Genomic DNA, 25970 nt, shown 5'->3' on the forward strand with positions numbered 1-25970 from the left:
GCTAGCGTAATATCATAGGTAATGACACTAAGAGCAAGCTGCCCATAAACCAATTAAAATGGCGCTTACGTCTATCGGTATTGAGTTTCTTACTGATCGCTGCACCAACAAATACCCAAGTAAATGATGCAGGAAATCCCACTATGTTGAACATTAATACGCCAAGAAACGCACTCAACCAAAAGCCATCGCCACTTAATGTAAAAGCGCTACACAGGGTAATCGTCGACATCCAAGATTTAGGGTTAATCCATTGAAATAATGCAGCTTCAATGAGCGTCATAGGTTTTCGCCCATCATCCAAATGCGTGCTCTGCACTGGCGACGTCACTAATTTGTACGCGAGATACAGCAAATATGCTAAAGCAAAATATTTCAATACTTGGTGCAATACCGGTAATGCTTCAAACAAGGTACCGAGGCCGAATAATACCGCAAGATGTAAAGAGGTCGAACCCAAGCGGATCCCTGCAATATGTGGCACGGTACGCAGCACACCAAAATGCGCTCCAGAGCTAGCCAAGAGAATATTGTTCGGTCCTGGAGTCATTGTCATCGTCGCGCAAAACAGCGCGGTCGAGGCCATTAAAGTCCATAATTGTGGATCATAAAGCAGTGCAGTATTCATATTCGCCTTAAATTGTATGCATACATTTGTTGACATAAAAAGATGCAATAAATAATATACGGAGAATATTAGAGATCAATGGATTTATTGTCATGGGTACAATCTGGACGCCAGACCTAACGACTTTTTCAGGCCCGAAATATCAGCGCTTAGTCAGTGCCATAGAACAAGGCATTTTGCAGAAGGTGTTAACCCAAGGCAGTAAACTGCCACCGCAGCGCCGTTTAGCTGATGCCTTAGGCATCACAATTGGCACTGTGACCCGCGCCTATGCATTGGCGGAACAAAGAGGTTACGTCGAAGCGCGTGTGGGAGATGGCACCTATGTCAACGCCTCCCCTGTACCTGAAATGGGTAACGTACAATTGAATATGGCGACCTGTCAGCAACCACTCACAGATCAAATCAGCACCCTAAGCGATTGCCTCAGCCAATTAGCGAAAGACCCCACTAAGTTGAGTCAGTTACTCGGTTATCGCGCCAGTCCATTAGATCAACACCAACAAGTGTTCCACCAATGGTTAAACCAACGCGGCATACAGCAAACGCCCGAGCAACTGGTCTTTACCCATGGCGGCCAGCAAGCCATTTTTGCCTGTTTGAGCGCATTTTTATCAATAGGCGATGTACTGTTACACGAGCAATACAGTTATCCAGGCGTGAGAATTTGTGCTAAACAGCTTGGCGTCACTAGCGTTGGTGTGCCCCTTACCCACGAAGGATTAGATCTGCCGTGCTTTGAAGCCCTATTACAGATCCACAACCCTAAATTAGTCTATCTCACACTGAATAATCAAAACCCCACTTGCATTCAATACAGTGAATCACAACGGCAGAAAATCCTTGAATTATCAGAGCAATATCAATTCTATATCATTGAAGATGACGTGAATTATTGTTTACCTGAAGAATGGCATTCACCCCTGTGGCAATTAGCAAAACAGCTGGCGATACCACGGGTGATTTATATTTCCAGCCTGTCAAAATTGTTTTCTGGCGGCTTAAGGCAAGGTTTTATTCTGGTTCCTGACCCCCTTATCGCCCAAGTGCGACTCGCTATTCATAGCCAATGCTGGATGGTGTCGCCGCTGAATATTGAAATAGCCTGTCAGTTGATAAAGAAAGGTCATATCACTGCAGAACGAGATACGCTCGTACGTCAACGCCAACGTCACTGTATCGCCATGGGCGAACGGCTGGGATTAACCCAAACTTGGCGAGGGTTAAACGGTTGGATACAACTGCCAGAAGATATCAAAGCCCATCATCTCGTTACCGCACTGGCCGCAAAAGGCATATTAGTCCGTAATGGTGATGACTTTAATTGCCATGACAATTTTATCCGCTTGAGCCTTGGTGGCGCCGAAAACGAGACTCAATTCAATCTCGCGGTTGAATGCATAGAATCGACCATACGTTCCTTAGTGCAAAATGCTTATTCAGTAGTGTAATGACTGCTTGTATAAGAGCTAACTTTCTGCATAAACATGGCTTTCTAGCCAAGTTATTTTTAATACTCTTTTTTGGGCTGTAATCTATAGCTGCAGTAAGATTGGCCATAAAACTCACGCAGCTATGATGCCTTGAATGTGCTATTTGAGAAATATTCTTCAGCTAGTCAAAAAATATTTCGATAATAAATCTTTTGGTAACTTTAACTTATCCAACAGCATCATCACCTTCGCTTTCATGCTCTTCCGCTTTTACCTTTGCTAAAGCAGATTCTGCTGCTTTTTCTTGGGCTTCCCGCTCTGCAATTGCTTGCTGCACTTTGGCTTCTTCTAAGGCTTCAATTGGCAATAGACTGATAAGCTCAATGCCATTCGGAAATACGGTATCATTACCCGAAACAACGACGACCTTACCTTCTTTTGTCAGGTAAACCAGTGGTATTGCCGTCTCACCGTAACGTTTACGAAAATGTTCAAAGCTGAAGTTTTCGGTTAAATTCGTTACTTTCAGTTGAGCGCCTTTCGCCATTAGGCTGGCTATCTTGGCATAAGACACTGCATCACCAAACAAACATAAACGTTGCTTATAACTTTCAGAGAGCTGGTGGCGCGCACTGCCTACTTCGGTATTATTAAGACCAAAAACTTTTTTAGCACCAAAAAAGTCTTGGAAATGAAAGCTCACTAACGGGTTTAACTGTCGGTAAGGTGAAATAATCAATACGCGGCCAATTCCAGTTAAATCCATATAAGTTTCAGCATGTTCCGAAACAGGATTACCAAAATACACTGGAATATTATCCATACGAGCAAGCCTAATGTTGTCCCAGTTATTATCAGCCAGTAGCACTTTGACATCTTTGGCTTTTAAAATTTTCGCTAACTCTCTGGAAAATTTAGAGGCACCAAAGATCAATAAACCTTGGGCAGAATCGGCTTTAACCCCAAGAAATCGTGCCCAACGTCCCGCCGTTAAACTTTGGACCACTACAGTGCCGATAATAATTAAGAACACTAAGGGCACAATTGCATCTGCGCCCTGCACATTATTGGCTTCTAACTTGATTGCAAATAACGAAGATACCGCCGCGGCCACAATGCCTCGAGGGGCAATCCAGCATAAAAACCACTTATCCGCTTTCGACAAAGAGGTACCGATACCTGAAAACCAAATACTCAGCGGCCGCGCTAACAACATAGTCACGGCTAATACTCCTAATCCACCCCAACCTAAGTCGAGCATGGCATTAGAATCTAATCGCGCCGCCAGTAAAATAAACAGTGCTGAAATCAACAGAACGGTTAATGTTTCTTTAAATTCAAGGATTTCAGCAATATCCACACCACGCATATTCGCAAGCCAAATGCCCATAACCGTCACAGTCAATAAGCCCGATTCTTCTTGTAATAGGTTTGAGCCGACAAAGATACCCAGCATTAAGGTCAAAACGGCGGTATTACGCAGATAGTGTGGCAATAGGTTGTGTCTTAAGATTTGTCCCGTTAGATAACCCGCCACTGCGCCAAGTCCTAATCCGAGGGACAACATAGAGCCTAAGGCATAAAGCACATGTGTCGTTTGATCGCTGGCAACGGTTATGTATTCAAAGACTAACACTGCGAGCAGCGCGCCTATTGGGTCAATCACTATGCCTTCCCAACGCAATATACTCGCTAGCTGGGATTTAGGACGCACACTTCTGAGCATTGGCACGATAACCGTAGGCCCAGTCACTACCACTAGCGCCCCAAAGAGCAATGCAATTTCCCAACTAAAATCCAGCAAATAAAAGGTGGCCGTACTGATACAGGCCCAAGTGATCACAGTACCAATAGTCACAAGATGCGTCACCATACGACCATGATCTTTGATTTCTTTAAAATTAAGAGTCAAAGCCCCTTCAAATAAAATCACGGCGACCCCGAGGGAAATTATCGGAAAAAGCAAATCACCAAAAATCGCATCAGGATTGAGGAATCCAAGCCCAGGGCCTAAAGTGAGCCCACATAGCAACAAGGGTAAAATCGCTGGTAACCGCAGTTTCCAGCCAAGCCATTGACAAAATAACGATAGCACTCCAATTAGCGCTAGCATGCCAGTAATGTGTTCAACCATATAAATCCTTTAGATAACTGAGCTAAATACTAATGAGCTTAGCTTTAATGACGCAGATGACAACAGCATGAACAGTAAGCTGAAATTATCTATTCGATATATCCACTGTTAAATATGACTCTTCCCTCATCACCTATGGAGAAAAAATCAAGAAAACGGAGCAATCTAGCGACATCAAGTAAAATAAGCTGTAGTACAAATCCGAAAACATCAGATTTACCTTAAATAGGGATTTAAACTTAAAATAGAAAAACAAAAAAGCCTTATCTTTCGACAAGGCTTTAATCATTTGATGAAGCGAAGACATTGATCAGCAATACACGCTGGTGACTTTCGATAATACGCTAGCTCAAACTTTTATCGTTATTAGGTGTCAACTATAACGATGAGCTAATGTCTAAGAACTAAAATGCGTGTGGCCCTACTCACTTGATAGACACAACCACATTTATACATATTTACCGAATCCAAATAATAACGCAGGGGATAAATCCCCTGCTTAACACCATTAATCCCTACGGCTACCGTAGTAATCGTGCAGTTCGTTTTCCCATTCAACATCTTTCATATTGGGCCAATGGCCTTTGTCAAAACCCGGCGCCGTTTTGAGTCGCTCTAATGATATGTCCATGACAAAACATTTTTGCTCATGATTAAGTGTCAGCATCTTCCAAGGCACTGCAAACAGCTTTTCTCCAAAACCAAAATAAGTACTGAACGACAGTACCGCATACCCGACGTGGCCCGTTTCCACTTCAAGCATAATTTCTTTGATATCCCCTAAGGTTTCACCAGAATTATTAACAACATTATTGCCGATCAGTGTTTCAGCGCCCATCAGATATGGGCCGGGTCCTTGTGCCAATGATGGAGAAGCGAACTGTGGATTGTTGTAAATGCCGTAAACATCGCGATCATGATAATTCATTTTGTTGACCTCTTTATTAGCGCAGCCCATGAAACTGGACAACGGAATAAGTGAAATACCAAACGTTGGTTTCGAATTGAACATGTCCGTCATTGGACATAAGTTAGAGTATGCATCTCTACAATCACTCGCTCTGTTCGGCATACCGCTTATCAGGTAATACGAATATAAACACATCGACTCGTCAGATCCCTGTAAGTGCGCCAGCGTACCGACATCCCATTTGCCACGGCACAGACTCATGTTACCCAGTGCAAAATTGCCCCGGTATCAGGAAGATTAGCCATGTCAATTGCGACTATTTTATTGATTATTTTAATTTTGTTATTTCTCGGCATGCTCCCCACTTGGCCCCATAGCCGAAACTGGGGTTATCGTCCAGGTGGCCTTATAGGCATAGTGCTACTGGTGCTGATTATATTGCTGTTAACGGGACGCGTTAGCTAATGCGCCCCATTTTTACTCTTTATCAAAAAGGATAATCTGATGAGAACAATTAAAATGTTAAGAATCTTCCTGCTGGCTCTAGGTTTAGTCGCCGTGGCCAGTTGCAGTTCTGCATACAACAAAGAAGGTACTGGCGAGTATTTAGACGACAGTGTGGTCACCACCAAAGTGAAAGCTGCCATTTTAGGTGATAAAAACTTAAGTGTGGCCGAGATTAATGTTGAAACCTTTAAAGGCGTGGTCCAGCTCAGCGGGTTTGTGAAATCGCGTGAAGATATCAATACTGCGGTAAAACTAACAAGCAAAGTCCCCGGCGTCATTTCAGTCAAAAATGATATGCAACTAAAATCTGGCGCACCTTCACCGCAACTAAAAAACTAGCCATTTAATCTCCATCATTCCGCAGCCGCGTTCTGATGCTGCGGCCCTTCTTTTTGCAGCAGATTTTCTGGTGCCAAGTCAATGCCACCACAGGTTGAACCGCTATGCCCACTCAACACCAAGACACATTAGCCCCACAAATTCAGAACCGATTAATCCGTCATCTGCCAGTGGTGGAACAAGCAGATTTATTATCGCAATCTGAATTAGTCCAACTTAACTTTGCCGACTTACTGTGCAAGCCTGGCGAGTCATATCAATATGTCTATTTTCCCTTAACGGCTTTTATTTCTTTGATTGCTAAACTCCCCAAACATCCGGCATTGGAAATGGGTTTGATTGGTTACGAAGGTATGCTTGGAGCGACGACTTTGCTGGGCACTCGGCAAGTGCCTTCAGAGGCGATCATCCAAGGTTCTGGTCAAGCTTGGCGGCTCCCCATTGAAACCTTTGAAGGCTTGCTCGCTCAAAATACCAATCTGAAGCAAATAGTAGAGACTTATCTATACACCTTGTTATGCCAATTATCACAAAATGCAGTCTGTGCCCATTTTCACTCCATTGAGTCTCGGCTAGCACGTTGGTTGCTAATGAGTCACGACCGAATTCAGACTGATGAGTTATATCTAACCCATCAATTTTTAGCCGACATGCTGGGTGTTAGGCGAAGCAGTATTACCGAGGCCGCAGGCAATTTACAGACCCGCGGCAGCATTTCATATAATCGTGGGCGATTACATATTCTTGATCGGCAAGCTCTACTTGCCCGTTGCTGCAGTTGCTATCACTCAATGCGCACTTAAGTGCATATTTTCCACTCAACGATTCAAAAAACCTGCCATTATGTTCGCTACCGTACATAGCATAGGTGTTTCTCGCTATAACCTGAGTTAGCGACATCACCAAACAAGGACACGCTATCATAATGGACACACTAAAACTGAAATCTGTATCAGAGCGACCGCCACCGGAAACTCACTTCCCGCCAGAATCCAATCGGTTGTTATGTGAATTGCCAGAGGAAGTCAAACAACGTATTTTCCCGCATCTGGAACTGGTTCCATTAGAACTCGGACAAGTAGTCTGTGAAGCAGGCTCAAAGCAGCGTTATGTGTATTTCCCGCTGGACTCGATTATTTCGCTGCTATATGTGATGGAAAATGGGGCATCCGCTGAAATTGCTGTCGTTGGCAATGATGGTATGGTCGGCGTTGCCCTGTTTATGGGAGGAGAAAGCACCACGAGTCGCGCTGTGGTGCAAAGTGCTGGCGTTGCCTATCGCTTGTTTGGTCAGCGGCTTAAAGACGAATTTAACCGTCATGGCGCCCTGCTCCATCTGTTACTGCGTTACAGTCAGGTGCTACTGACCCAAATGGCCCAGACCGCGGTTTGCAATCGCCACCATAGTATTGAACAGCAACTGTGTCGTTGGTTACTGCTTTCGATAGATAGATTGCCCGATGATCGCGTGTTAATGACACAAGAATTGATTGCCAATATGCTCGGCGTACGCCGTGAAGGTGTCACCGATGCGGCAGGCAAACTGCAACGCATGGGGGTAATCAATTACAGTCGTGGGAATATTGAAGTGGTCGATCGCGCGTTACTAGAACAAACCTGCTGTGAATGTTACGCAGTTGTTAAGCTGGAATCAGAACGGCTGATGCCACCTCAACAAGCGCAGCAAACATAAACGTACTGTGGATAAAAATACACATAACGGATGGCTAGACCACTCGTACAACAGCCATTCTATCGTTATCCCATATGCCACTTCAGTACTAAACCCACACTGGTACTGCAGAGCATAAACAAAACAGGCAGTCATCAACCCTACACGCCAACATGGCGCAAACTGATGCTGCCTAATATCCGACACATTACCTTTGTAATCAATGAATTATTATTGATTATATCGGCCCGCCCAGCAAACAAAAAACGTGCCGAGCGGCCAATATTGCCATCACTAATCCCATGCGCGCTAACGCACAGACGTTCAATATTTAGCAGGTCATGCTGAATGTACGGTTCATGCACTCTTGCACTACACCGGGTTACTTGAGGTTTATATGAAAAAATTCACAGAACAACATAAATCCATCGATAACGATGCACAAAATTCCGACACCAACAAAGCCAATCCTCCCGTCGTAGCCCGCAACCGTCAGATGATCAAAACCACAGTTGCAGATAAAGCTAAACAAGACGTGGATACCAGTAAAAGCACACACAATAAGCGAGGTTGAAGAACTTAAATCAAACGACAAGGAAGATAACTGGACTGAAAAAGAGCCAAATCATCACTCGTTAGCCTAGAACGTGACGAACAAACAGGGAAAAGTTTCATTGATTAAGTGCAAAAACTAAACCATGCAGTAACACACTGCGTTTAGCTCAAGCCGATGCAACCCTTAGTGTACCGGCCCTCTTTACTCAGAGGAGTAGATCATGAATTTCCGTGGCGTCAAATTACTCACTCATACCAACTGACTCAAAAATGGGGCTATTCACCAGCATATTGACTGTGCATGGTGGAATAACAAACCTAAAGACCACACTCTGGACACTGTTTCCGAGAAAGGAATTTCAAATGAACATCAATAAAAATCAACAACCACAGCAATATCCAATCAGTCTACAGCGAGCCAAGCACTTCTTATTGGCAGGTTGTATTGCAACAGCGCTCGTGGGCTGCAGTTCAACGCCATTGACTAAGACCGCAGAAATGGAACGGGCTGAACACACCATTGCCCGCGCAGAGCAAGCAAGAGTCGGCCAATATGCCTCAAATGAACTGGCACAGGCCAGACTTAAACTTCAATCTGCAAGCAGCGCATTACTCAATATGGACACTGTTAGCGCCGATCGTTACGCCATAGAGGCGAGCCTTGAGGCCGAATTGGCCCAAGCTCGCGCTGAGCTGGCACAAGCCAATAGCGTCAATAATGAAATGAAAAACAATATCAGCATTCTGCAGCAAGAAATGTTGCGCCGTTCAGGAGGAATTCAGTAATGAAAAAACCTATCGCTTCGTCGAGTCTGCCTTTACGTTTTAGCCGCCATCTACTGGCATATAGCCTACTCCTAAGCACAGTAGCAGCTTGTAGCAGTACGCCCCAAATAGCTGAAGGCATCGGTGATATCCGTACAGAACTTAATAAACTGCAAGCGAATAATGAACTGGCAATTTTAGCCCCTGCTGCCATTAAACAAGCTGAAGAAGCCGTTCGCGCTGCTGAACAACCGGTAAAAGATGAGCAACAATCACAGCACCTCGTGTTTGTTGCTGATAAGAAAGTCAATATAGCCTTAGCTCAAGCGCAGAGCCGCTTTGCCGAGGATCAACACAAAGTCCTCGCCAAAAAACGCGATGACGCCAGATTGGATGCTCGCACCACAGAGGCCAATCAAGCCCATCAAGATGCGCGCCTAGCCCGTGCTGATGCTGCTGATGCGCGTCAGGAAACGACCGAACTGCAAACCCAGCTCACATTGCTGAATGCCCGTCAGTCAGAACGTGGTTGGGTCGTAACCTTAGGTGATGTTTTATTTGATACTGCCAAAGCGGATCTTAAGTCATCGACCAGTCAACATCTAACCAACCTAGCGAACTTTCTGAACAAGTATCCCGCGCGTGGTGCCATGATTGAAGGGTATACAGATAGCGTAGGCAGTGAGCAATACAATCTGGGTTTATCGCAGCAAAGAGCTGATAGTGTTAGCCATTTTTTACAAGGAAAAGGGATCCAATCCAATCGGCTCAGTAGCCTAGGTAAAGGTGAAAGCTCACCTGTTGCCAATAATGAGTCCGCCAGTGGCCGCCAGCAAAACCGTCGGGTTGAAGTCATCCTCACCGACACCGCACAGGCTCCACAGTAGCTATCACTTAATCATATTAAGATTTCAGCGTGATCCTTGCTGACATTTGAATCGAGTCTCATCGCTAATAAGATGAACAGCGCAGAAATTAAGGAGATCAGTAAAAAGCAAAAAGCCCCATCTTTCGATGGGGCTTTTGCAATTTGGCGGAGCGGACGGGACTCGAACCCGCGACCCCCGGCGTGACAGGCCGGTATTCTAACCAACTGAACTACCGCTCCAAATTCTTCCATATCCAAATATTTGACGGGTATCTGACCCACTAACCCCAGCGTGACAGGCCGCTGATGTCAAAACGATAGTCTAACCAACTGAACTACCGCTCCAAATTTTTCCTTATCCAAGTATCTTACGGGCATCAAACCCGATAACTCCAGCGTGACAGGCCGCCGATGTTAAAACAGAACGATAATTCAACACACTTATCAAGGCTCTGCTTAAGATGCGAAGAATAATACGGTTGAGCCCTGCAGGCGTCAACCGTTTTTTTACTTCGATTTATCATTTGATTAAAAAAAAGCCAAATCAATTGCAGACCTTGATTTATATCCCAAATATCGCTGCAACGTTCCAGTTCAAAGTCATAAATCAAACACATTAAGCAACGCTTGGCTAACGGTCTTTATCTGCCTCATCTGGCATAGTGAGATCGATTTCATCTAATGAAGGCGCTGCGGGTGAATTTGCAGATGCTTCATTCAATAAACGTAACTCCGCGGCAGCTAAGGCCTGCGCCAAACTTTGACGCTTACGCCACACAATTAATCCCACCACGCCTAAGACTAATAAGATAGCGTTGACTGTAATGATCCAGAACATTGCATCTTTCTTCGCAAGCTCTTCTTCCTCTGCCGCTTTTTGTGCAGCAACAGCAGCCAACTCTTCGGCACTTGGTGGTGGTTCTGGTGGTTCAATTAAGTTAAAGAAAAGCTCAGGTAAATCCAGCACGATTTCACGACCAGTGACAGTCGTCGTCGCCACAAAACCTTTAATTCGATAACTACCAAACTCTGTCACTGTAGGTAAATCTAATTCAGAATCAGGCTCAGTGAGACCATTAACAACCAAAGGCAGTTGCAAGCCAGCAGGGCCGACTAACTCAAAGGAAAAATGCGTCTCAGCCAGCTGCAACACTGTCTTATCCACGTGTAACATGACTTTCCATTGCCCTGTTAGCGGATCGTCAGGGGTAATAACTTCTAGATTAATTGGCCGAGGTGACAATTTAAACGGGAATGAAACCTGCCGTTCAAACACATTATTACGTGCCTGCACGACAAACTCATAATCACCCCAAGGCTGCTTTATATTGATATTGCTGGTAAATACACCATCGTCGGGTTTTTCATCGTAATCTTCACCATTGTCTTTATAGGAACCAACAATAATGTCACCCGCGGCAAAGTTTTCATCGCCCGCCTTATGTTTACTCACAAAATGTGCAGTCCATTCGACTAAATAATCTAACCCAGGCATACGCACACGCTGCTCGTCACCCATTAACTGCGCGACAATTTTAACTTGTTCACCTTGGAAGATTGGCTGTGGTAAAGGCTGGACTTCTATTTCGAGTTTAGAGAGCTTCTTAAGGGTTGAACCAGAGACGACCTTGCCCACCAACTGCCAAGGTCCGGGCTGTGGTGACTCAATGTAAATAATATCGCCCGTTATACCATCAACCCACTTAACGGTTGCAGGATGACGATTGGCATACCATTTACTGCCATCGGGTAACACTATGACCACGGGCGCAGAGCCATATTCACGCTCCACTAATAAGGTCATATTATCGACCATATGATCAATACGAAAACGGTTTTTAAGCTCGGAAGCCGTCTCCAATCCTACAATCGGCGTAGCCTTGGGCGGGTTGACGACTTTTTTAGCGGGATCTAGGTCAGCGGCCAATACACTCGCCACACTTAATAACAGCGTAGTGGCAAGCAGGCAAAAAGCTAAAATGGGTTTATGGCGCGACATCGGCATAGTATTTCTTCTATCCTCTCCAGAGGCATTTACCTGATTTTGCGACTAAATCAAGGCGTTGTTCATGCATTGTCAGTTCATCGGCCGATGCGCCAATCACTTTAAGATTAAGTGATTGCGGATCAAAACGTTGAATCCCCCCCGCTTCCTGCCCCGCTTCTTCATTAGACAAATTAAACTTTGTCTGTCCGCCAGTCATGATCAGATAAACATCGGCGAGGATCTCGGCATCGAGTAATGCGCCGTGGTACTCGCGGCGAGACGTATCGACGCCGTAACGCTTACAGAGGGCGTCGAGATTGTTTTTCTGGCCGGGATGTAAAAACTTAGCAATCTCTAAGGTATCGAGGATCTCACACATATCAGCGGTTTTCGGACCACGCGGCTGCAGCAGTGAAAACTCATGATCCATGAAATTCACGTCGAAGTTCGCGTTATGTGCGACGATTTCAGCGCCGTCGATAAAGTTGATAAACTCTTGAGCAATTTGATGGAAACGCGGCTCTTTAGCCACGCGCTCATCGGTAATACCGTGAACAGCGATAGCTTCGGGATCGATTGCTTGACCTGGATTGATATATTGGTGGTAATAACGCCCCGTCAAACGACGGTTCACCACTTCCACACAACCTATCTCGATGATCCTATGGCCTAAATAGATGGCGCCGCTGCCTTGGTTCATACCTGTGGTTTCGGTATCTAAAATAACCTGACGGCTAGCATTAGAGATAATATTCATGTTTTTATGCGCTTCTTATGACAATTTTTAGTTATACTCGGCCGAAATTCCCGGCTATGGTAACAATTTGATGACTGAACTAAAACTGATCCACATCTTCACCGACGGCTCTTGCTTAGGCAATCCCGGTCCTGGCGGCTATGGCATTGTAATGAATTATAAAGGCCATACAAAGGAGATGTCCGACGGTTTTGCGCTCACGACCAATAATCGCATGGAATTGTTAGCCCCAATCATAGCGTTAGAAAGCTTGAAAGAGCCTTGCCAAGTCGTGCTCACCAGCGACAGCCAATATATGCGCCAAGGCATAATGACATGGATCCATGGCTGGAAGAAAAAAGGTTGGATGACATCAAACCGTACCCCAGTCAAAAACGTTGACCTATGGAAACGATTAGATAAAGCCTCACAGATGCACACTATCGACTGGCAATGGGTTAAAGGTCACGCAGGACACGCCGAAAACGAACGTTGCGATGTGTTAGCTCGCACCGCGGCAGAATCTAAACCAACCCAACCCGATTTAGGTTATCAGCCTTAACCCAGTGCTACTCAGTGTAAACTCGCTAAATTCGAAAAAATAAGTTCAATGCAATCACGCCTAAGTTAAGCACTTGGGCGTGACGATTTATTTCACTATTCATCTCAGTGTCAGCCCACCGTTAACATTTATGCTCACTATTTATGAGCCATTACTATCAAACGGTTTATTTCAGTTCCACACCTGCAATATTAAAAAAATTCTCACAAAACAGCACAAAAGCTTGACCTAGGGATGTCGCCTGACGGCTCTTATGGGTGATGCGATAAAACTGCCGCTCCAGCACTAATCCCTCAATCGTGACTAACGCCAACTCTTTACGACTGATTTCTTTCTCCAGCGCCAACTCAGATAACACCCCAAGCCCAGCACCTTGTTTCACGGCCAATTTAATCGCATCCGGCGTAGTAAAGCAGAATTTAGCCTCTGGCTGCATATCCAACTCATTGGCGGCATTTACAAAATATTCGCGAGTGCCCGATCCTTCCTCACGTAGCACCCAAGACAGGCCTTTAACCGCCGCAGGTTTAACCACTTTCCCCGCCAGAGGATGCGCCGGATGACAAAACACCAGCAGCCTATCCTTATGCCATGCCTCAACACTCAAACGATTGTCAGTGCAATAGCCTTCAATAAAACCCATTTCAGAGCGGAACTGAGCAACCGCTTGGATCACATCTTGAGTATTAGTAATCGCCACATCCACATGGGTTTGAGTATGTTGCTGACAAAATGCCACTGCGGCTTTCGCCATCAGATAATTGCCGATTGTCGAACTGGCACTGATGCTTAAACGCCCAACCAGATCACCACCATGATAAGTAAATGCCTGCTCAATTTGTTCAACACGGTGTAATAGATCCGTTGCCAATGGCAGCAGTAAATTACCCTGCGAGTTAAGCTGTAATCGATTGCCAATACGTTCAAATAGGCGGGCATTTAGCTGCTTTTCTAATTCAGCCAAGGCCATAGATGTCGCCGGTGGTGATAAATTAACCTGCTCCGCCGCCTTTGCGACTTGGCCGCTACGTGCCACAGCCTCAAATACTGCCAGTTGTCTTAAGGTGATCCGCATATAAAAACCTGTACTTAAAATGGAAATGGCTTGTCAGTTTTCCGAATGCTCTGATAAATGCCCCGAACGACCTGCTGTCGGCGCCGTGGTCCAATTTGTCTGCCGCACCTTACGTTTATCGCGAATAGGTGTGAGTGGCGACTCGAGTTTACGTGCCACAATCAAATACAAACTGCCCGCGCTAGGAAGCCATGACGCTAAACTCTGTTGAAAAAATCTACCTTGGGTAAACTCGCCCATTAATGGGTGATAGACCAAACGCTCATCCCCCACCACTTGATAACCTAATAAACCTAACCAATCTCGCACCCTCGAAGGCATAAAAAAACGGCCATTCCAAGGAAGACAATCCTGATATTTAGGCCATAACTTACCCAAAAATACCGGACTCAAGGGATTAAAACCGACGATAAAAAGATAGCCTCCGGCGATGAGTACCCTATCGGTTTCGCGAAGAATACGGTAAGGATCGGGTTCAAATTCGAGCAATAGACTCATCACCACCGCATCTATCGCCGCATTCTGCAGGGGTAAATGGCAAAAATCGCCTTCAATAGAGGCGCCTTTAGATGGCGAGAGTGAAAAATGATGGGCGACTGGCGATGCCATGCTCGACAATTCGGCACTCAAAGGCCCTAACTTTAATAAATGATAACCAAAGACTCTTGGCCACCAATCTTCAAGCTGTTTAGCGACGGCTTGCTGTAGTGCCTCACCATTGGGTAGGTCACTCCATTGTTCGGGCTTGAGCTCAGTACTAAAATACGACACAGAGTTCCTCCGTTAGTTGGGTAGACAAGTATCCAATGGGGTCAAAGATGACCAACATTCTGCCACAGGGCAAAAGCGGCAAAGGTCGCCAAGGGCCGTTCACTCATGGATAATACCTTTATCTTCAAATTGAAATACAGACATAGGCGGTTCTATGCTCACTATAACAGCGATCAAAGCCTTTAATGACAATTATATCTGGGTGTTACAACAACAGCCCCATACTCAGGTTTATGTTGTCGATCCCGGCGATGCAAGTGTGGTCATTGACTACCTGCAAGCCAATCAACTCACGCTAGCGGGTATTTTACTGACCCACCACCACAATGACCATACGGGTGGCGTAGCAGCGCTTCAAGCCTATAGTCATAATAGACTCACGGTTTATGGCCCAGATAATGAGAATATCGAAGGAATCACACATCCACTGCACGCAAAATCCAAGCCCAAATTCACACCGGAGTATCTCAGCGCTGAGCTGCAAGTCTTAGATGTACCAGGCCACACAGCAGGACATATAGCCTACGTTGTTGAAGATGCCTTATTTTGCGGTGACACCCTGTTTAGCGGCGGCTGCGGACGCTTATTTGAAGGCACGCCAGCGCAAATGCTCAACTCACTACAGCAACTTGCCCAGCTTCCCGCCGACACTCGGGTTTATTGTGCCCATGAATACACACTTTCAAACCTCAAATTTGCCCTCGCGGTCAATCCCAACAATCGCGAGCTCCAAGACTATAACGAACGCGCGATGCAGTTACGTCGCCAAAACAAAGCGACTGTTCCCTCCACCATCGCTTTAGAGCGTGCCATCAATCCCTTTTTACGCCCCAGCGACACTGAAATTGTCGATAACATAAAACAGCATTTTAGCGGTCTAAATCACGCAAATTTAGACGAACTCAGCGGTTTTACCTTACTCAGACAGTGGAAAGATAATTTTTGATCACAAAAGCAATATTATAGATTGAAATTCAAACAGTTTTTCTCATTTTTGATGATGTAAGTCAAAAATGGCCTTACATTATGTACGATAATTAAGGGACAAGATCGAAAAGATCCCATAGAATGGCTCGTTTTGCGTGAAAACTTTGCGCGCTGCGTCGTCTTTATCTTCATATAAAACATACTGTTACTATAAAGAAAAGCGATGCACTAACAGAGGACTACCGTTTTCAATGAGAGTATCACTTTATGTTGTTGTAGGGGGATTTGCCCTACTCACAGGCTGTCAAACATTAGACAACCATGGCGTTAACCAAACAGAAGTTGAAGCCGTCACAACCGAAAATACAGTCCCAGAATATTACCTCGCAACCGAGGCTCCATCGGCGCAAATTACCGATGTGTGGGAGCGAATTCGTCAAGGCATGCAGTTACCGGTTCCAGATCAAAAATTGGTGAATCAATACCGTGATTGGTACATCAAAAATCCACAGCATCTGGCGATCATCTCGGAACGTGCTGCACCTTATATGTACATGATTGTAGAAGAACTTGAAAAGCGTCATCTTCCTATTGAGATAGCTTTGTTACCCATAATTGAAAGCGCCTTTGATCCTTCCGCATCATCGACTGGCGCGGCATCGGGTCTGTGGCAATTTACCACACCTATGGCCAGTCATTTCGGTTTAGAAATGAACTGGTGGTATGACGGTCGCCGTGATGTCCCCGCATCAACGACTGCGGCGCTCGATATGCTGGAATACCTCTACGATAAAACCAATAACAATTGGCTTTATGCTATTGCTGCCTATAACTCGGGTGAATCACGGGTGCTCAATGCAATCAAACGTAACGAGAAAAAAGGCTTAAAAACGGATTTTTGGTCATTGGATTTGCCCAGAGAGACAGAACGCTATGTGCCGCAACTGCTCGCACTGGCAGAAGTCATTAAACACGCTGATGAATATGGTATTTCTTTAGCGCCAATTGACAACAATCCCACTATTGAAGTGGTTGATATTGATAGCCAAATTGATTTAGCCATGGCGGCAGGTTTTGCCAATATGACCACGCTTGAGTTACAAAAACTCAACCCAGGTTATAACCGCTGGGCTACATCGCCACTTGGTCCGCACACCTTAGTGCTACCAATTGATAAATCAGAAGAATTTAAAAAAGCGCTTGCTGAAACAGAAACCGAAGATAGGATCAGCTGGTTACGTTACACGATCAAATCTGGCGATAGCATTGGCAAGATTGCTACGCAGCACCATACGACCATTGCCGCTATTCGCGCCGCCAACGGCATGAAAAGCAACACGATCGTCGCAGGCAAGCATTTGATTATTCCTGTCGATGCGCAAGACAAGCAACTTTATGCCCTGTCAACTAAGCAGCAATTGCCGAAAAAATCACATGCTGCAGTTGAATCAACAAAAATTGCTTATCAGGTTAAGTCAGGAGACACACTCTCAGAAATAGCCCAAGCCCATAAAGTGACGGTGAAACAACTCAGCACTTGGAACAAATTGGCTAAGAATAGCAAGCTACAAAACGGTCAGAAGTTAGTGATCTTAGCACCAAAGGAGCTTGAGCAAACCGCAAAAATTCGTACTGTCAGTTACAAGGTAAAATCCGGTGATTCACTTGCCCGTATCGCCAATAAATTTAACGTAACTGTTGCCGAGCTACTCGAGTGGAATAGCCTAGCGCAATCACAGTATTTACAACCAGGCCAAGTGATCAAATTAGTGGTTGATGAAACTAAGTTGAGTGCGTAAGGACTACACTGGCACATAGTTCGAACGGATTAGTGCTATAAATCCTAAGCAAAATTGAGCCATAGATAACAAAAAGGCAGCAACCCTATCGGATTGCTGCCTTTTTCTATTAAGGGCTTTCTCTATTATGAGAGGCGGCGTTATTCCATCGTCAGTAATAAGACAACGGGCGCCATAACAACGGCATCAGACTCTAATGCTTTAGCGGCAAAATGCGCTTCTAAGCGAGCACCATCTGCAGGTATTCCTGCAAATGCTTTGGGCGGAATACTAAATGAAGTCGTGATCACTTTCCCTGCCGCCAATTGGCTATCACGTAATGCTTGGGTAAACATCATATCATCCGACCAAGCCCACAGACGTTTGCCCTCTTGCGTTACCAACCACAAATCCGCCGTCATCCCAGAGTTATAACGTAGGCCGACAGCATAGGTTTGTGGATTTGTCACAGTCAATGTCGCCTTAACCGACTGCTTAAAATCGATAAAAGGTTCTAGAGTTAATTCGCCGCGAAGCAAGCCTTGTGCCTTTTCTGCCATCACAGGTTCAGCCTTTAATGTCGGAGTGCTTTTAAGCCCAGAAACATCGAGCGCCAGATCGGCAGCGCGAATAATCTCAGGCTGAACGGCCGCGGCTGTTGTAGTCTCACCCTTGGTTGACTGACTCGTGTCAGCGGCTTCAGGCGCCGAGCACCCAACAAGTTGCCCGCCGACAAAAGCACTCGCGCAAACAAGTAATGCGTAACGCGTAGAAACAACCATTAGAAACCGCCTAGTTTTTTCAATAAGGAGTCTTTTAATTTTTCCTTAGCTTTGTCGGTTTCTTCCTTAAGCTGATTATTCAGTAAGGCTTTAGTATCCAAAGCATATTCAGGTTTTTGGAAAGTGCCTGTAATCGCCAACGGAATATCAACTCCTGCCAGCGCATCTTTGTCGCTACCACCCTGACCCTTCAATGAATTCACTAAGCTAGCGGTTAGTCTGTAGTCCAAGGCTTCAGTCAATAAATTCGCAGTGCCTTTACCATCCAAACGCAGTAAAGGCGAAGACAAGGCAAGATCTGGATTCGTGGCAACGCCATTATCCAACGAGAAACTGCCCGTCAGACTCGAGAAGTCAGTTTTGCGCTCCGCCTTCGTTTCTGGCGATAAGTCGCCCTTTAACTTAGCTTGGGCGCTGCGGATCATCTGTGGAATATTTACCCCATACAGAGCACCGTCATTAATATCAAAATGACCATTCGCTAACAGGTTTTTCTTTAACTGCTCAGGGATCAAACTCTTACCTTTCCCCTTCACATCAAAGTTGGCGGTACCCGCCAGTAAATCCACATCCGCCGCATCTTTCAGCAAAGGACGAATTTGTACGCCCGTCACTTTTTTATCGAATTGATAACTTGCCACCGCTTGACGAGCATCAACCTGAGCGCTCACCAGCAACTGACCTTGATATAAATCCGCATTCAGTTTCGTCAAATCTAACACGCCATTTTTAATGCCCACATCCATTAACCAATTTTGAGTCGACAGATTCGCGACCTTAATAGACTTAACAGTCAACTTGAGTTTTACATCAAGCTGCTTAAGGGCTGAGAGATCAGGCTCAACTGCCTGAGTGTTTGCTGCTGGCGCTTGTTCAGCGGTGGCGGTGGCCTCTGTTTTAGGTAACAGTGTATCTAAATCAATATCGCCAACTTGAAAATCAGCATTAATTTGTGGAATTTTCGTACCATAATTAACACCCACTTTACCCGCAGCGGTAATGCTCGCCGCGGTAAGCTGCGCAATATCGACGGACAATTGCTGTTTATCAAGGGCGATTTGAGTTGCTAAGCTGACAGATGTTTCGAGTTTCTTGTTCGGAATACTCTCACCTTCCACCACAGTATCAATTTTCAGCCCATTGATAACGAGTTGTTTAAAGTCTCGACTGAGTTTTAGTTCACCTTTAGCTTCGCTACTTATCGTCATATCCGGCATAGTTGCACTGAATTCAAAGGCGATAGGCGCAAATTTATCTAAGGAGAACTCACCTAGGGTGAAGCTACTTAAGGTAAAGACTTGAGTCTGCTTATTAGCTTCGTCAATCATATTAATTTGGGTATTGGTGATAGAAATGCCACCAATATTAATGTCGTTAAGTTTGGCATTCGATGAGGATTCGGCGGCAGCTGGAGACGCAGTTTTTGGGCTATTATCGCCACTCAACCCATCGAAACTGCTAGTGCCATTTTTACGGGTGACTAAATTGATCGTTGCGCCATCGAGACTCAATTCTGCAATTTCAATTTTCTGACTAAACAACGGCATGAGCGCCACTTCAGCAACGGCTTTTTTGACTTCTAACATAGCCTTAGGCGTAAAACCTTCAGGGTTAGATAAAGACACCCCCCCTAAATTAATACCTATGACAGGGAAAAATGTCCAAGATAAATCGTCAGTAATGACTAATTCACGACCCGTTTGTTTTTTTACGGCATCGACTATTTCAGGTTTAAAATCATTAGGGTCGAAAAAGACGGTGAGATAAACGGTGACTAAAAGAATGAGCGTCACCATTAAGGCTAAGAGCCACTTAATGAATTTCATATAAATATCCTTATCAAAAACAACTTGAATTTATAGCAACTAATGCATTTAGAAATGTTAATTTAAAAATGCAAAGTTCAACATTTCATCACTTACTGCAATACCATTTTCATCAGCATAGAGCATCATACCGGGCTTAACCGTCACGCCCCCCATATCCACAGCCACATTAATTTGGCCTTGACCTAACTTTTCGGTTTTTATCGGCATAGCCCCTAAAGCAAAGACACCTAAGCTGAAAGTATTTAATCTCGCCACATCGCGAACACAACCATTAATCACTATCCCTTGCCAACCATTATCTAAGGCGCTCTGCGCTATGAGGTCACCTAATAGTGCGCGGCGCAGAGAACCGCCGCCATCGACAACGAGCACTTTTCCATGCCCATCCTGTGCAAGTATCTCTTTTACCTTTGAATTATCCTCAAAGCACTTTACTGTGACTATCTCGCCCCAGAAGAGCCGTTTACCACCAAAGGGTTTAAATGCAAGGGGAAGTAACTGTAATTTAGACGGATAGTGGTCGAATAAATCTGGTAGTAGATCAAGCATTTGAATCTCCATGATAGTCTATAACTTTAGACTACTCATAATTGTAGACCCCGACAAGGTCAAAGCAAAAATCAGCGGAATTTTTTATTTCATTTTAACGTGCAAAGGCTTGGTGTATATTGGCATAAGCATTATAATCTGCGATAGTTAACGTCCTATGACACTCTTTAAAGTTTCATAAATTTGTTCCCACACCTCTTTGTTATAAAGCGAAAACCAAATGACAACTGATCTTGATTTACAGAGCGCAATCGCAGCTCTTGATGAGTATGGATATGATAAGAAAGTCTCAACGGATCTTGAGCAAGCACGTAACAAGCAACAAATGGGTAAATATATTAAATCTCTCGACTATAGTTTACGTCGACTATTGATATTACAAGAAACCGTTAATGAGTTAGTTGAAGAAAAGAAACATCAATTAGCTCAGCAAGAGAATATTCAAACCTACAAAACAAAAATCATTAACTTGTCGAGAGAATTTAACATTTCTTACGATGAAGTATTAGCGCTGATGGCATCATCTAAATCTAAGAAGTAAATTTATCGCTATTGTGCTCTATCACCTCGCAGTTAAATTGTTTGATTAACATCTGCATATGCCATATAACGAAATATATACTTTTTCGGTTATATGGCAGAATTTTCGGCTTTTCATTATTCGCACAGTGTTAACGATTTCATTTCATAAGTAACAATGCCAACTTATGTTAAGCTCACACTATACCTGTCTAGCGATTTGGCATAAAAAAGCAGAGCCTAAGCTCTGCTGATTTATATCAATATGCGAACTTATTTGCTCTGCATTAATTGGCGAATATATTTCACTGGTGCACTACCATAACTCAAGAATGTTTCGTGGAAAGTTTTAAGGTCAAAATCTTTACCTTGCGATTTTTTGTATTCTTCACGGAAATCATAGATTTCTCGATAACCTGAATAGTAACTAGTCAGTTGCACTTGACTAAGTGTCGCACGGCGCCACTTGCCTTCGGCTTCAGCTTGCTGTTGGAAGGCTTCATTCATCATCAGGGCAATAGCTTGGTCTTCGGTCATGCCTTTCACATGAATGCTATAATCCAAAATAGTGTTACAGACAACACGTAAATTCCACTTGTAGTACATCAACCACATTTCAGGCTCAAAATTGCCATAGCCTTCTTCTAACATCATACGCTCGGTATAAACCGCCCAACCTTCAACCATAGCACCATTACCAAATAAACTTTTCACTAAACTCGGAGATTGATTAGAGTAAACGAGTTGAGTGTAGTGCCCTGGGATGGCTTCATGAATATTGAGGATTTGCAGGATCCAGTGATTATATTCACGTAAGTAACTCTCGGCAGACTCATCACTCATGCCATCGAGCGGCGTCACGTTATAATAAGTATTGCCTGACTTCTCATAGGGTCCAGGCGCACTAATTGATGCACCGGCATAACCACGCATATATTCGGGCGTTTCACGGACAACGAGTGGCTTTTTAGGATCTAATGTGACTAGTTTTTTCTTATTTACAAATTCAATCAGCTCTGGAATTTGCTTACGCACTTCATTCACGAATTCATCGCGCTGAACATGCTGAGTCGATAATTTATCGATTAATTGGCGAATGGCGAGCTTACTGTCAGCAGGCTTTGGCGTAGTAAAATATTTAGGCCATAACTTATCGGTAATTTTGGCCATTTCTCCTTGAACACGCTCTTTATCGGCTACGGCTTTTTGATATAGCTGTTTCGCCGTCATCCCCGCTTGGATATCAAAGGCAAATTTTTGCTCATATAACGCCTCGCCAATTCTAAAACTACGTGCCCCATCTTTTTTAAGTTGAACCACTAATTTGTCTAACCAAGCAATATGGCCGTTAATCGCCGCAGTGGCCGCATCGAAACGCGTTTTAAATAACGTTTTTTCCGCATCAGTCAGACCAGAGTCGGCGACCTGTTTTAATAAGTCATCGGAAAAAACCGAAAATGCACCTTGATTCTGCAGCACTGCTAACTCAGTGTGCTCCAATGTTGGTTTGCTAATGTTCGCCTGCGCGGCAGCATAATAAGCTGGCACATTTTCTAAACGCGCTAATACCGAACGTAATCTGTCATCTAATGGAGCGAAATTTTCATTGATGATTTGGGCAAAACCACCCGATACGTTGTAACTTGAAGGATCCCACTGCCAAGATTTAAAACTGTCAATTTCCCATGCCATGCTACCGAGTAAATTGTCGATCAGATGGTAATCAATCAGTTCATTCGGCGTCAGCGACTTTTGCTCGAACTGAGTCAATTGCGCTTGTTGAGCTTTCACAAACGCTAAGGTTTTTGCTCGACCTGCTGCATCGGGGATTTCAAGGTAACCATCGTTAACATGCTTGCCACTGTATAAAGCCCAAGTCGGTGACAATTCCCACAATGAATCAATAAAGGATGCTGAAAATTGTTCAAATGGCGGGGCTTTAACTTCAGCCGCAACCACAGGCTTAGTTTGACTGGTATGGGATTGACAACCAGCAAGGCTGGCCAGCGATAGCACTATCGCAAGGGAAATAGCGTTTTTTTTCATTATTATGGGTCCTTTGTTGAGATTTATCAGGCATACAAAAATTACCTCAGTTAATCATATTGCCCCAATAATTGCAGCTATGTTAGCCATGAATACATGTGTGGTTACAAAATTGTAAGTTCTCAATATTTTACCGCCTATCATTCGCCTATTCGACGTATAAGCCCCTCTTTACCAAACACATACAAATAATGATAATCGCCTATTCTGTTTCACCTCCTGCTATAATATCGCCCTGCTCCACTGTTCATGCTTTAGCGTAACAGTTTGCTTATACATTATTGACCTGACCCTTTACCTGAGACATTCAATGCCATTTTCCAAACTTGGATTAAGCGATCCGATTTTAAGAGCCATCACTGAGCTCGGCTATTCACAACCTACTCCGATCCAAGAAAAAGCCATTCCGGTGATCTTGAAAGGCAAAAACCTGCTTGCTGGCGCGCAAACAGGTACAGGTAAAACCGCCAGTTTTGTGTTGCCAATACTGCAAATGTTCGCCGAGATGCCGAAAATCCGTGCTAAACGCGTTCGTGCATTAATCTTAACGCCAACCCGCGAATTGGCCGTTCAGGTAGAAGACAATATTGCCAAGTACGCAAAATACCTGCCGCTGACGTCTATGGCCATGTATGGTGGCGTGGATTCCGCACCGCAGAAACAACGTCTTATTGAAGGCGTCGATATTCTGGTGGCAACACCCGGTAGATTGCTCGATATGTACACCCAAAGAGCGATTCATTTCGATGAAATCTCGGTATTAGTCCTAGATGAAGCCGATAGAATGCTCGATATGGGATTTATCGAAGACATCAATAAGATCATCGAACGTCTGCCAACAGAACGCCAAAATCTGTTGTTTTCGGCAACCTTATCTAAGCAAGTGCGCTTTTTAGCGAAAACAGCGGTTGAAAACCCTGTCGAAATTGAAATTGCCCGCGACAGCGCAAATGCACCGCAAATCGACCAATGGTTGATCACTGTCGATAAAGATAAAAAGTCGGCCCTGTTAAGCAAACTCATCACTGAACAAGCGTGGGAACAGGCACTGATCTTTATCCAGACGAAACAAGGCGCCGCCAAACTGGTTAGCCAACTCGAAAAACGTGGCATTGCCGCCGAAGCCATTCACAGCGGTCGCAGCCAAGCGGTACGCGAGCAATTATTAGTGGATTTCAAATCTGGCAAACTACGCTTTTTAGTCGCGACTGGCGTTGCTTCCCGCGGTATCGATATCGACGCCCTCACCCGTGTGGTCAATTATGATTTGCCCGATGAAGCCGATGATTATATTCACCGTATTGGCCGAACCGGTCGTGCTGGCGCCTGCGGCGAAGCCATCTCCTTTGTTTCTAAAGATGATTTTAGGAATCTATGTGCTATCGAGCGCCGTCTAGGTCACCTCATAGTGCGTAAAGAAATTGAAGGCTTTGTGCCGAACAAAGAAGTGCCTGTGTCTATTCTCGATTTTGTGCCCAAAAATACTACGCCAAAAACCTTTAAAGCTCGGGCACCTGAGGCCAGATCCTCGCGCCCCGCGAAAGAAGGCTCCTTTGAAACCGCCCATGCGAAAAAGCATCGCAGCGCGAAATCAAAGCCAGAGGTTAAAGCCAATGTAACACGGCAGCAATCTATTCAGACTGACAATGATAACGATACAACGGGTCGCAGCGCGCCCTTTAATCCGTGGAATAGCGGCCCTAAAACTAAGTAATGACTCAGTACAAGTCGTGACTTATTAGATATAAAAACTCATTAAGATAGAAGATATTAGCATGATTACATTTAGCACCAATCTAGGCGACATCACTATAGAACTCGATTTTGAACATGCGCCTGTCAGTTCAAAAAACTTTGTCCGCTATTGTGAAGAAGGCTTCTTTGAACACACGATTTTTCACCGAGTGATCAAAGGCTTTATGATCCAAGGCGGCGGGTTTACCGCAAAAATGAAGGAAAAACCGACCCACGAGCCTATCGTTAACGAAGCCAACAAAGGCCTAAGTAACACCATAGGCACAATCGCTATGGCTCGCACCGATGCACCTCACTCAGCCACCGCGCAATTCTTCATCAACACAGCCAATAATGACTTTTTAGACCATACCGCCACCACCAATAACGGTTGGGGCTACGCGGTATTTGGTAAGGTTACGGCAGGAATGGACATTATCCAGCAGATTGAGAAAGTCAAAACCACCACGGTCGCTGGCCACGAAGACGTGCCCCGTGAACCTATCGTCATCGAGAAAGTAACGATTAATATCCAAAGTTAATTTTTAAAACAATAATATTTTTTCGTTAATATGATTAATCGCTCAGTTTTAGTTGAGCGATTAATCATTTTCCCAAAGTTATTTAATTAACTTTTCTGTACTATTCAACGCAATTTCATTTTATATAAACCTTAAAATACTAAATCCCCAATACAAAATCACTTAGTGTAAAATCAACTGATGGATTATTTAATCGTTCCCATTATTTTACCAGGGCGAGATCGTGAATATATTTTAACCGTTTTGACCCCAATTTGACGGACGGTGTCGATTATGATCTTATGCTCTCTTTTTCTTATAGAGAACATCAGAGCATGTACCT

Annotated in this window: 25 protein-coding genes and 1 tRNA gene; 14 read left to right on the top strand and 12 right to left on the bottom strand. The window is 44.5% G+C overall.

The window, feature by feature from the left end; all coding sequences use genetic code 11:
* Nucleotide 1: 1 nt before the first annotated feature.
* Entirely contained in the window at nt 2-628 is a 627-nt protein-coding gene (locus tag KO533_RS14540) for a LysE family translocator (protein ID WP_028760074.1), read from the bottom strand.
* A 92-nt stretch (nt 629-720) separates the two neighbouring features.
* On the opposite strand from KO533_RS14540, the gene KO533_RS14545 reads away from it, so the two are divergent.
* The gene (locus KO533_RS14545) at nt 721-2079 is read left to right on the top strand and encodes a PLP-dependent aminotransferase family protein (protein WP_219254824.1); all 1359 of its coding nucleotides are present in this window, start codon (nt 721-723) and stop codon (nt 2077-2079) included.
* A gap of 208 nt (nt 2080-2287) precedes the next feature.
* Here KO533_RS14545 and KO533_RS14550 read toward each other — a convergent pair whose 3' ends face one another.
* Nucleotides 2288-4195, bottom strand: coding sequence for a sodium:proton antiporter (locus tag KO533_RS14550; RefSeq protein ID WP_219254826.1), 1908 nt, complete (start codon nt 4193-4195; stop codon nt 2288-2290).
* A 508-nt stretch (nt 4196-4703) separates the two neighbouring features.
* Nucleotides 4704-5123, bottom strand: coding sequence for a PRC-barrel domain-containing protein (locus KO533_RS14555; protein WP_028760076.1), 420 nt, complete (start codon nt 5121-5123; stop codon nt 4704-4706).
* 291 nt (nt 5124-5414) lie between these two features.
* On the opposite strand from KO533_RS14555, the gene KO533_RS14560 reads away from it, so the two are divergent.
* From KO533_RS14560 to KO533_RS14590, 7 genes are all read left to right on the top strand, one after another.
* Nucleotides 5415-5570: a DUF3309 family protein gene (locus tag KO533_RS14560; protein WP_197018079.1), complete on the top strand. Its 156-nt coding sequence runs from the start codon at nt 5415-5417 to the stop codon at nt 5568-5570.
* A gap of 39 nt (nt 5571-5609) precedes the next feature.
* Nucleotides 5610-5951, top strand: coding sequence for a BON domain-containing protein (locus KO533_RS14565; protein WP_219254828.1), 342 nt, complete (start codon nt 5610-5612; stop codon nt 5949-5951).
* A 104-nt stretch (nt 5952-6055) separates the two neighbouring features.
* Nucleotides 6056-6754, top strand: a complete 699-nt coding sequence (locus KO533_RS14570; RefSeq protein ID WP_219254830.1) for a Crp/Fnr family transcriptional regulator — start codon at nt 6056-6058, stop codon at nt 6752-6754.
* Nucleotides 6755-6876: 122 nt separating this feature from the next.
* A complete protein-coding gene (locus KO533_RS14575; protein ID WP_219254832.1) occupies nt 6877-7644 on the top strand; it encodes a Crp/Fnr family transcriptional regulator in 768 nt (255 codons plus the stop codon).
* 376 nt (nt 7645-8020) lie between these two features.
* On the top strand, nt 8021-8197 hold the full coding sequence (locus KO533_RS14580; RefSeq protein WP_231466230.1) for a hypothetical protein: 177 nt from the start codon (nt 8021-8023) through the stop codon (nt 8195-8197).
* Between the two features lie 344 nt (nt 8198-8541).
* Nucleotides 8542-8964: a DUF4398 domain-containing protein gene (locus tag KO533_RS14585; RefSeq protein ID WP_219254834.1), complete on the top strand. Its 423-nt coding sequence runs from the start codon at nt 8542-8544 to the stop codon at nt 8962-8964.
* Nucleotides 8964-9830 carry an OmpA family protein gene (locus KO533_RS14590; protein WP_219254836.1) on the top strand — a complete coding sequence of 289 codons (867 nt, stop codon included), beginning with the start codon at nt 8964-8966 and terminating at the stop codon, nt 9828-9830. The genes KO533_RS14585 and KO533_RS14590 overlap by 1 nt, the downstream gene beginning before the upstream one ends.
* Nucleotides 9831-9974: 144 nt before the next feature.
* Here the strand turns inward: KO533_RS14590 and KO533_RS14595 are convergent.
* The 3 genes from KO533_RS14595 to dnaQ all read right to left on the bottom strand — a co-directional run bounded on the left by KO533_RS14595 (nt 9975) and on the right by dnaQ (nt 12555).
* A tRNA-Asp gene (locus KO533_RS14595) sits at nt 9975-10051 on the bottom strand.
* Between the two features lie 391 nt (nt 10052-10442).
* A complete protein-coding gene (locus KO533_RS14600) occupies nt 10443-11816 on the bottom strand; it encodes a TIGR03503 family protein (protein WP_219254838.1) in 1374 nt (457 codons plus the stop codon).
* 10 nt (nt 11817-11826) lie between these two features.
* Nucleotides 11827-12555 carry a DNA polymerase III subunit epsilon gene (gene dnaQ, locus KO533_RS14605; RefSeq protein WP_219250484.1) on the bottom strand — a complete coding sequence of 243 codons (729 nt, stop codon included), beginning with the start codon at nt 12553-12555 and terminating at the stop codon, nt 11827-11829.
* Nucleotides 12556-12625: 70 nt separating this feature from the next.
* Here dnaQ and rnhA point away from each other — a divergent pair, with 70 nt between their 5' ends.
* Complete coding sequence (gene rnhA, locus KO533_RS14610) at nt 12626-13096, top strand: ribonuclease HI (RefSeq protein ID WP_006081489.1); 471 nt, start codon at nt 12626-12628, stop codon at nt 13094-13096.
* Nucleotides 13097-13262: 166 nt separating this feature from the next.
* Here rnhA and KO533_RS14615 read toward each other — a convergent pair whose 3' ends face one another.
* Both KO533_RS14615 and KO533_RS14620 read right to left on the bottom strand, forming a co-directional pair.
* Nucleotides 13263-14171, bottom strand: coding sequence for a LysR substrate-binding domain-containing protein (locus tag KO533_RS14615; RefSeq protein WP_219254840.1), 909 nt, complete (start codon nt 14169-14171; stop codon nt 13263-13265).
* Nucleotides 14172-14204: 33 nt separating this feature from the next.
* Nucleotides 14205-14942 (bottom strand): class I SAM-dependent methyltransferase, encoded by a 738-nt coding sequence (locus KO533_RS14620; RefSeq protein ID WP_219233661.1) that lies wholly within the window; start codon nt 14940-14942, stop codon nt 14205-14207.
* Between the two features lie 154 nt (nt 14943-15096).
* Between KO533_RS14620 and gloB the strand changes: the two genes are divergently transcribed.
* On the top strand, nt 15097-15888 hold the full coding sequence (gloB, locus tag KO533_RS14625; protein ID WP_219254842.1) for a hydroxyacylglutathione hydrolase: 792 nt from the start codon (nt 15097-15099) through the stop codon (nt 15886-15888).
* 232 nt (nt 15889-16120) lie between these two features.
* Nucleotides 16121-17668 (top strand): LysM peptidoglycan-binding domain-containing protein, encoded by a 1548-nt coding sequence (locus KO533_RS14630; protein WP_219254844.1) that lies wholly within the window; start codon nt 16121-16123, stop codon nt 17666-17668.
* 140 nt (nt 17669-17808) lie between these two features.
* Here KO533_RS14630 and KO533_RS14635 read toward each other — a convergent pair whose 3' ends face one another.
* From KO533_RS14635 to KO533_RS14645, 3 genes are read right to left on the bottom strand one after another with little or no spacing between them, the layout of a single operon-like run.
* Nucleotides 17809-18429: a BsuPI-related putative proteinase inhibitor gene (locus KO533_RS14635; protein ID WP_219254846.1), complete on the bottom strand. Its 621-nt coding sequence runs from the start codon at nt 18427-18429 to the stop codon at nt 17809-17811.
* Entirely contained in the window at nt 18429-20255 is a 1827-nt protein-coding gene (locus tag KO533_RS14640; protein ID WP_131525617.1) for an AsmA family protein, read from the bottom strand. The genes KO533_RS14635 and KO533_RS14640 overlap by 1 nt, the downstream gene beginning before the upstream one ends.
* Before the next feature lie 57 nt (nt 20256-20312).
* On the bottom strand, nt 20313-20807 hold the full coding sequence (locus tag KO533_RS14645; protein WP_028760092.1) for a putative 4-hydroxy-4-methyl-2-oxoglutarate aldolase: 495 nt from the start codon (nt 20805-20807) through the stop codon (nt 20313-20315).
* A gap of 220 nt (nt 20808-21027) precedes the next feature.
* Between KO533_RS14645 and KO533_RS14650 the strand changes: the two genes are divergently transcribed.
* Nucleotides 21028-21348 (top strand): hypothetical protein, encoded by a 321-nt coding sequence (locus tag KO533_RS14650; protein ID WP_028760093.1) that lies wholly within the window; start codon nt 21028-21030, stop codon nt 21346-21348.
* Between the two features lie 251 nt (nt 21349-21599).
* Here the strand turns inward: KO533_RS14650 and KO533_RS14655 are convergent, their stop codons facing one another.
* Nucleotides 21600-23372, bottom strand: a complete 1773-nt coding sequence (locus KO533_RS14655; RefSeq protein ID WP_219254848.1) for a DUF885 domain-containing protein — start codon at nt 23370-23372, stop codon at nt 21600-21602.
* Between the two features lie 310 nt (nt 23373-23682).
* On the opposite strand from KO533_RS14655, the gene KO533_RS14660 reads away from it, so the two are divergent.
* Both KO533_RS14660 and KO533_RS14665 read left to right on the top strand, forming a co-directional pair.
* Nucleotides 23683-25086 (top strand): DEAD/DEAH box helicase, encoded by a 1404-nt coding sequence (locus tag KO533_RS14660; protein WP_219254850.1) that lies wholly within the window; start codon nt 23683-23685, stop codon nt 25084-25086.
* 61 nt (nt 25087-25147) lie between these two features.
* Complete coding sequence (locus KO533_RS14665) at nt 25148-25648, top strand: peptidylprolyl isomerase (protein WP_105252328.1); 501 nt, start codon at nt 25148-25150, stop codon at nt 25646-25648.
* Nucleotides 25649-25970: the final 322 nt, after the last annotated feature.

The sequence above is a fragment of the Shewanella sp. NKUCC05_KAH genome, from assembly GCF_019345585.1.
GTDB lineage: Bacteria > Pseudomonadota > Gammaproteobacteria > Enterobacterales > Shewanellaceae > Shewanella > Shewanella oncorhynchi.

What these genes read in the sequence shown, in the direction of transcription:
- KO533_RS14540 (WP_028760074.1), bottom strand. Translation starts at nt 628, where the DNA reads ATGAATACTGCACTGCTTTATGATCCACAATTATGGACTTTAATGGCC.
- KO533_RS14545 (WP_219254824.1), top strand. Translation starts at nt 721, where the DNA reads ATGGGTACAATCTGGACGCCAGACCTAACGACTTTTTCAGGCCCGAAA.
- KO533_RS14550 (WP_219254826.1), bottom strand. Translation starts at nt 4,195, where the DNA reads ATGGTTGAACACATTACTGGCATGCTAGCGCTAATTGGAGTGCTATCG.
- KO533_RS14555 (WP_028760076.1), bottom strand. Translation starts at nt 5,123, where the DNA reads ATGAATTATCATGATCGCGATGTTTACGGCATTTACAACAATCCACAG.
- KO533_RS14565 (WP_219254828.1), top strand. Translation starts at nt 5,610, where the DNA reads ATGAGAACAATTAAAATGTTAAGAATCTTCCTGCTGGCTCTAGGTTTA.
- KO533_RS14570 (WP_219254830.1), top strand. Translation starts at nt 6,056, where the DNA reads ATGCCCACTCAACACCAAGACACATTAGCCCCACAAATTCAGAACCGA.
- KO533_RS14575 (WP_219254832.1), top strand. Translation starts at nt 6,877, where the DNA reads ATGGACACACTAAAACTGAAATCTGTATCAGAGCGACCGCCACCGGAA.
- KO533_RS14580 (WP_231466230.1), top strand. Translation starts at nt 8,021, where the DNA reads ATGAAAAAATTCACAGAACAACATAAATCCATCGATAACGATGCACAA.
- KO533_RS14585 (WP_219254834.1), top strand. Translation starts at nt 8,542, where the DNA reads ATGAACATCAATAAAAATCAACAACCACAGCAATATCCAATCAGTCTA.
- KO533_RS14590 (WP_219254836.1), top strand. Translation starts at nt 8,964, where the DNA reads ATGAAAAAACCTATCGCTTCGTCGAGTCTGCCTTTACGTTTTAGCCGC.
- KO533_RS14600 (WP_219254838.1), bottom strand. Translation starts at nt 11,816, where the DNA reads ATGCCGATGTCGCGCCATAAACCCATTTTAGCTTTTTGCCTGCTTGCC.
- dnaQ (WP_219250484.1), bottom strand. Translation starts at nt 12,555, where the DNA reads ATGAATATTATCTCTAATGCTAGCCGTCAGGTTATTTTAGATACCGAA.
- rnhA (WP_006081489.1), top strand. Translation starts at nt 12,626, where the DNA reads ATGACTGAACTAAAACTGATCCACATCTTCACCGACGGCTCTTGCTTA.
- KO533_RS14615 (WP_219254840.1), bottom strand. Translation starts at nt 14,171, where the DNA reads ATGCGGATCACCTTAAGACAACTGGCAGTATTTGAGGCTGTGGCACGT.
- gloB (WP_219254842.1), top strand. Translation starts at nt 15,097, where the DNA reads ATGCTCACTATAACAGCGATCAAAGCCTTTAATGACAATTATATCTGG.
- KO533_RS14630 (WP_219254844.1), top strand. Translation starts at nt 16,121, where the DNA reads ATGAGAGTATCACTTTATGTTGTTGTAGGGGGATTTGCCCTACTCACA.
- KO533_RS14635 (WP_219254846.1), bottom strand. Translation starts at nt 18,429, where the DNA reads ATGGTTGTTTCTACGCGTTACGCATTACTTGTTTGCGCGAGTGCTTTT.
- KO533_RS14640 (WP_131525617.1), bottom strand. Translation starts at nt 20,255, where the DNA reads ATGAAATTCATTAAGTGGCTCTTAGCCTTAATGGTGACGCTCATTCTT.
- KO533_RS14645 (WP_028760092.1), bottom strand. Translation starts at nt 20,807, where the DNA reads ATGCTTGATCTACTACCAGATTTATTCGACCACTATCCGTCTAAATTA.
- KO533_RS14650 (WP_028760093.1), top strand. Translation starts at nt 21,028, where the DNA reads ATGACAACTGATCTTGATTTACAGAGCGCAATCGCAGCTCTTGATGAG.
- KO533_RS14655 (WP_219254848.1), bottom strand. Translation starts at nt 23,372, where the DNA reads ATGAAAAAAAACGCTATTTCCCTTGCGATAGTGCTATCGCTGGCCAGC.
- KO533_RS14660 (WP_219254850.1), top strand. Translation starts at nt 23,683, where the DNA reads ATGCCATTTTCCAAACTTGGATTAAGCGATCCGATTTTAAGAGCCATC.
- KO533_RS14665 (WP_105252328.1), top strand. Translation starts at nt 25,148, where the DNA reads ATGATTACATTTAGCACCAATCTAGGCGACATCACTATAGAACTCGAT.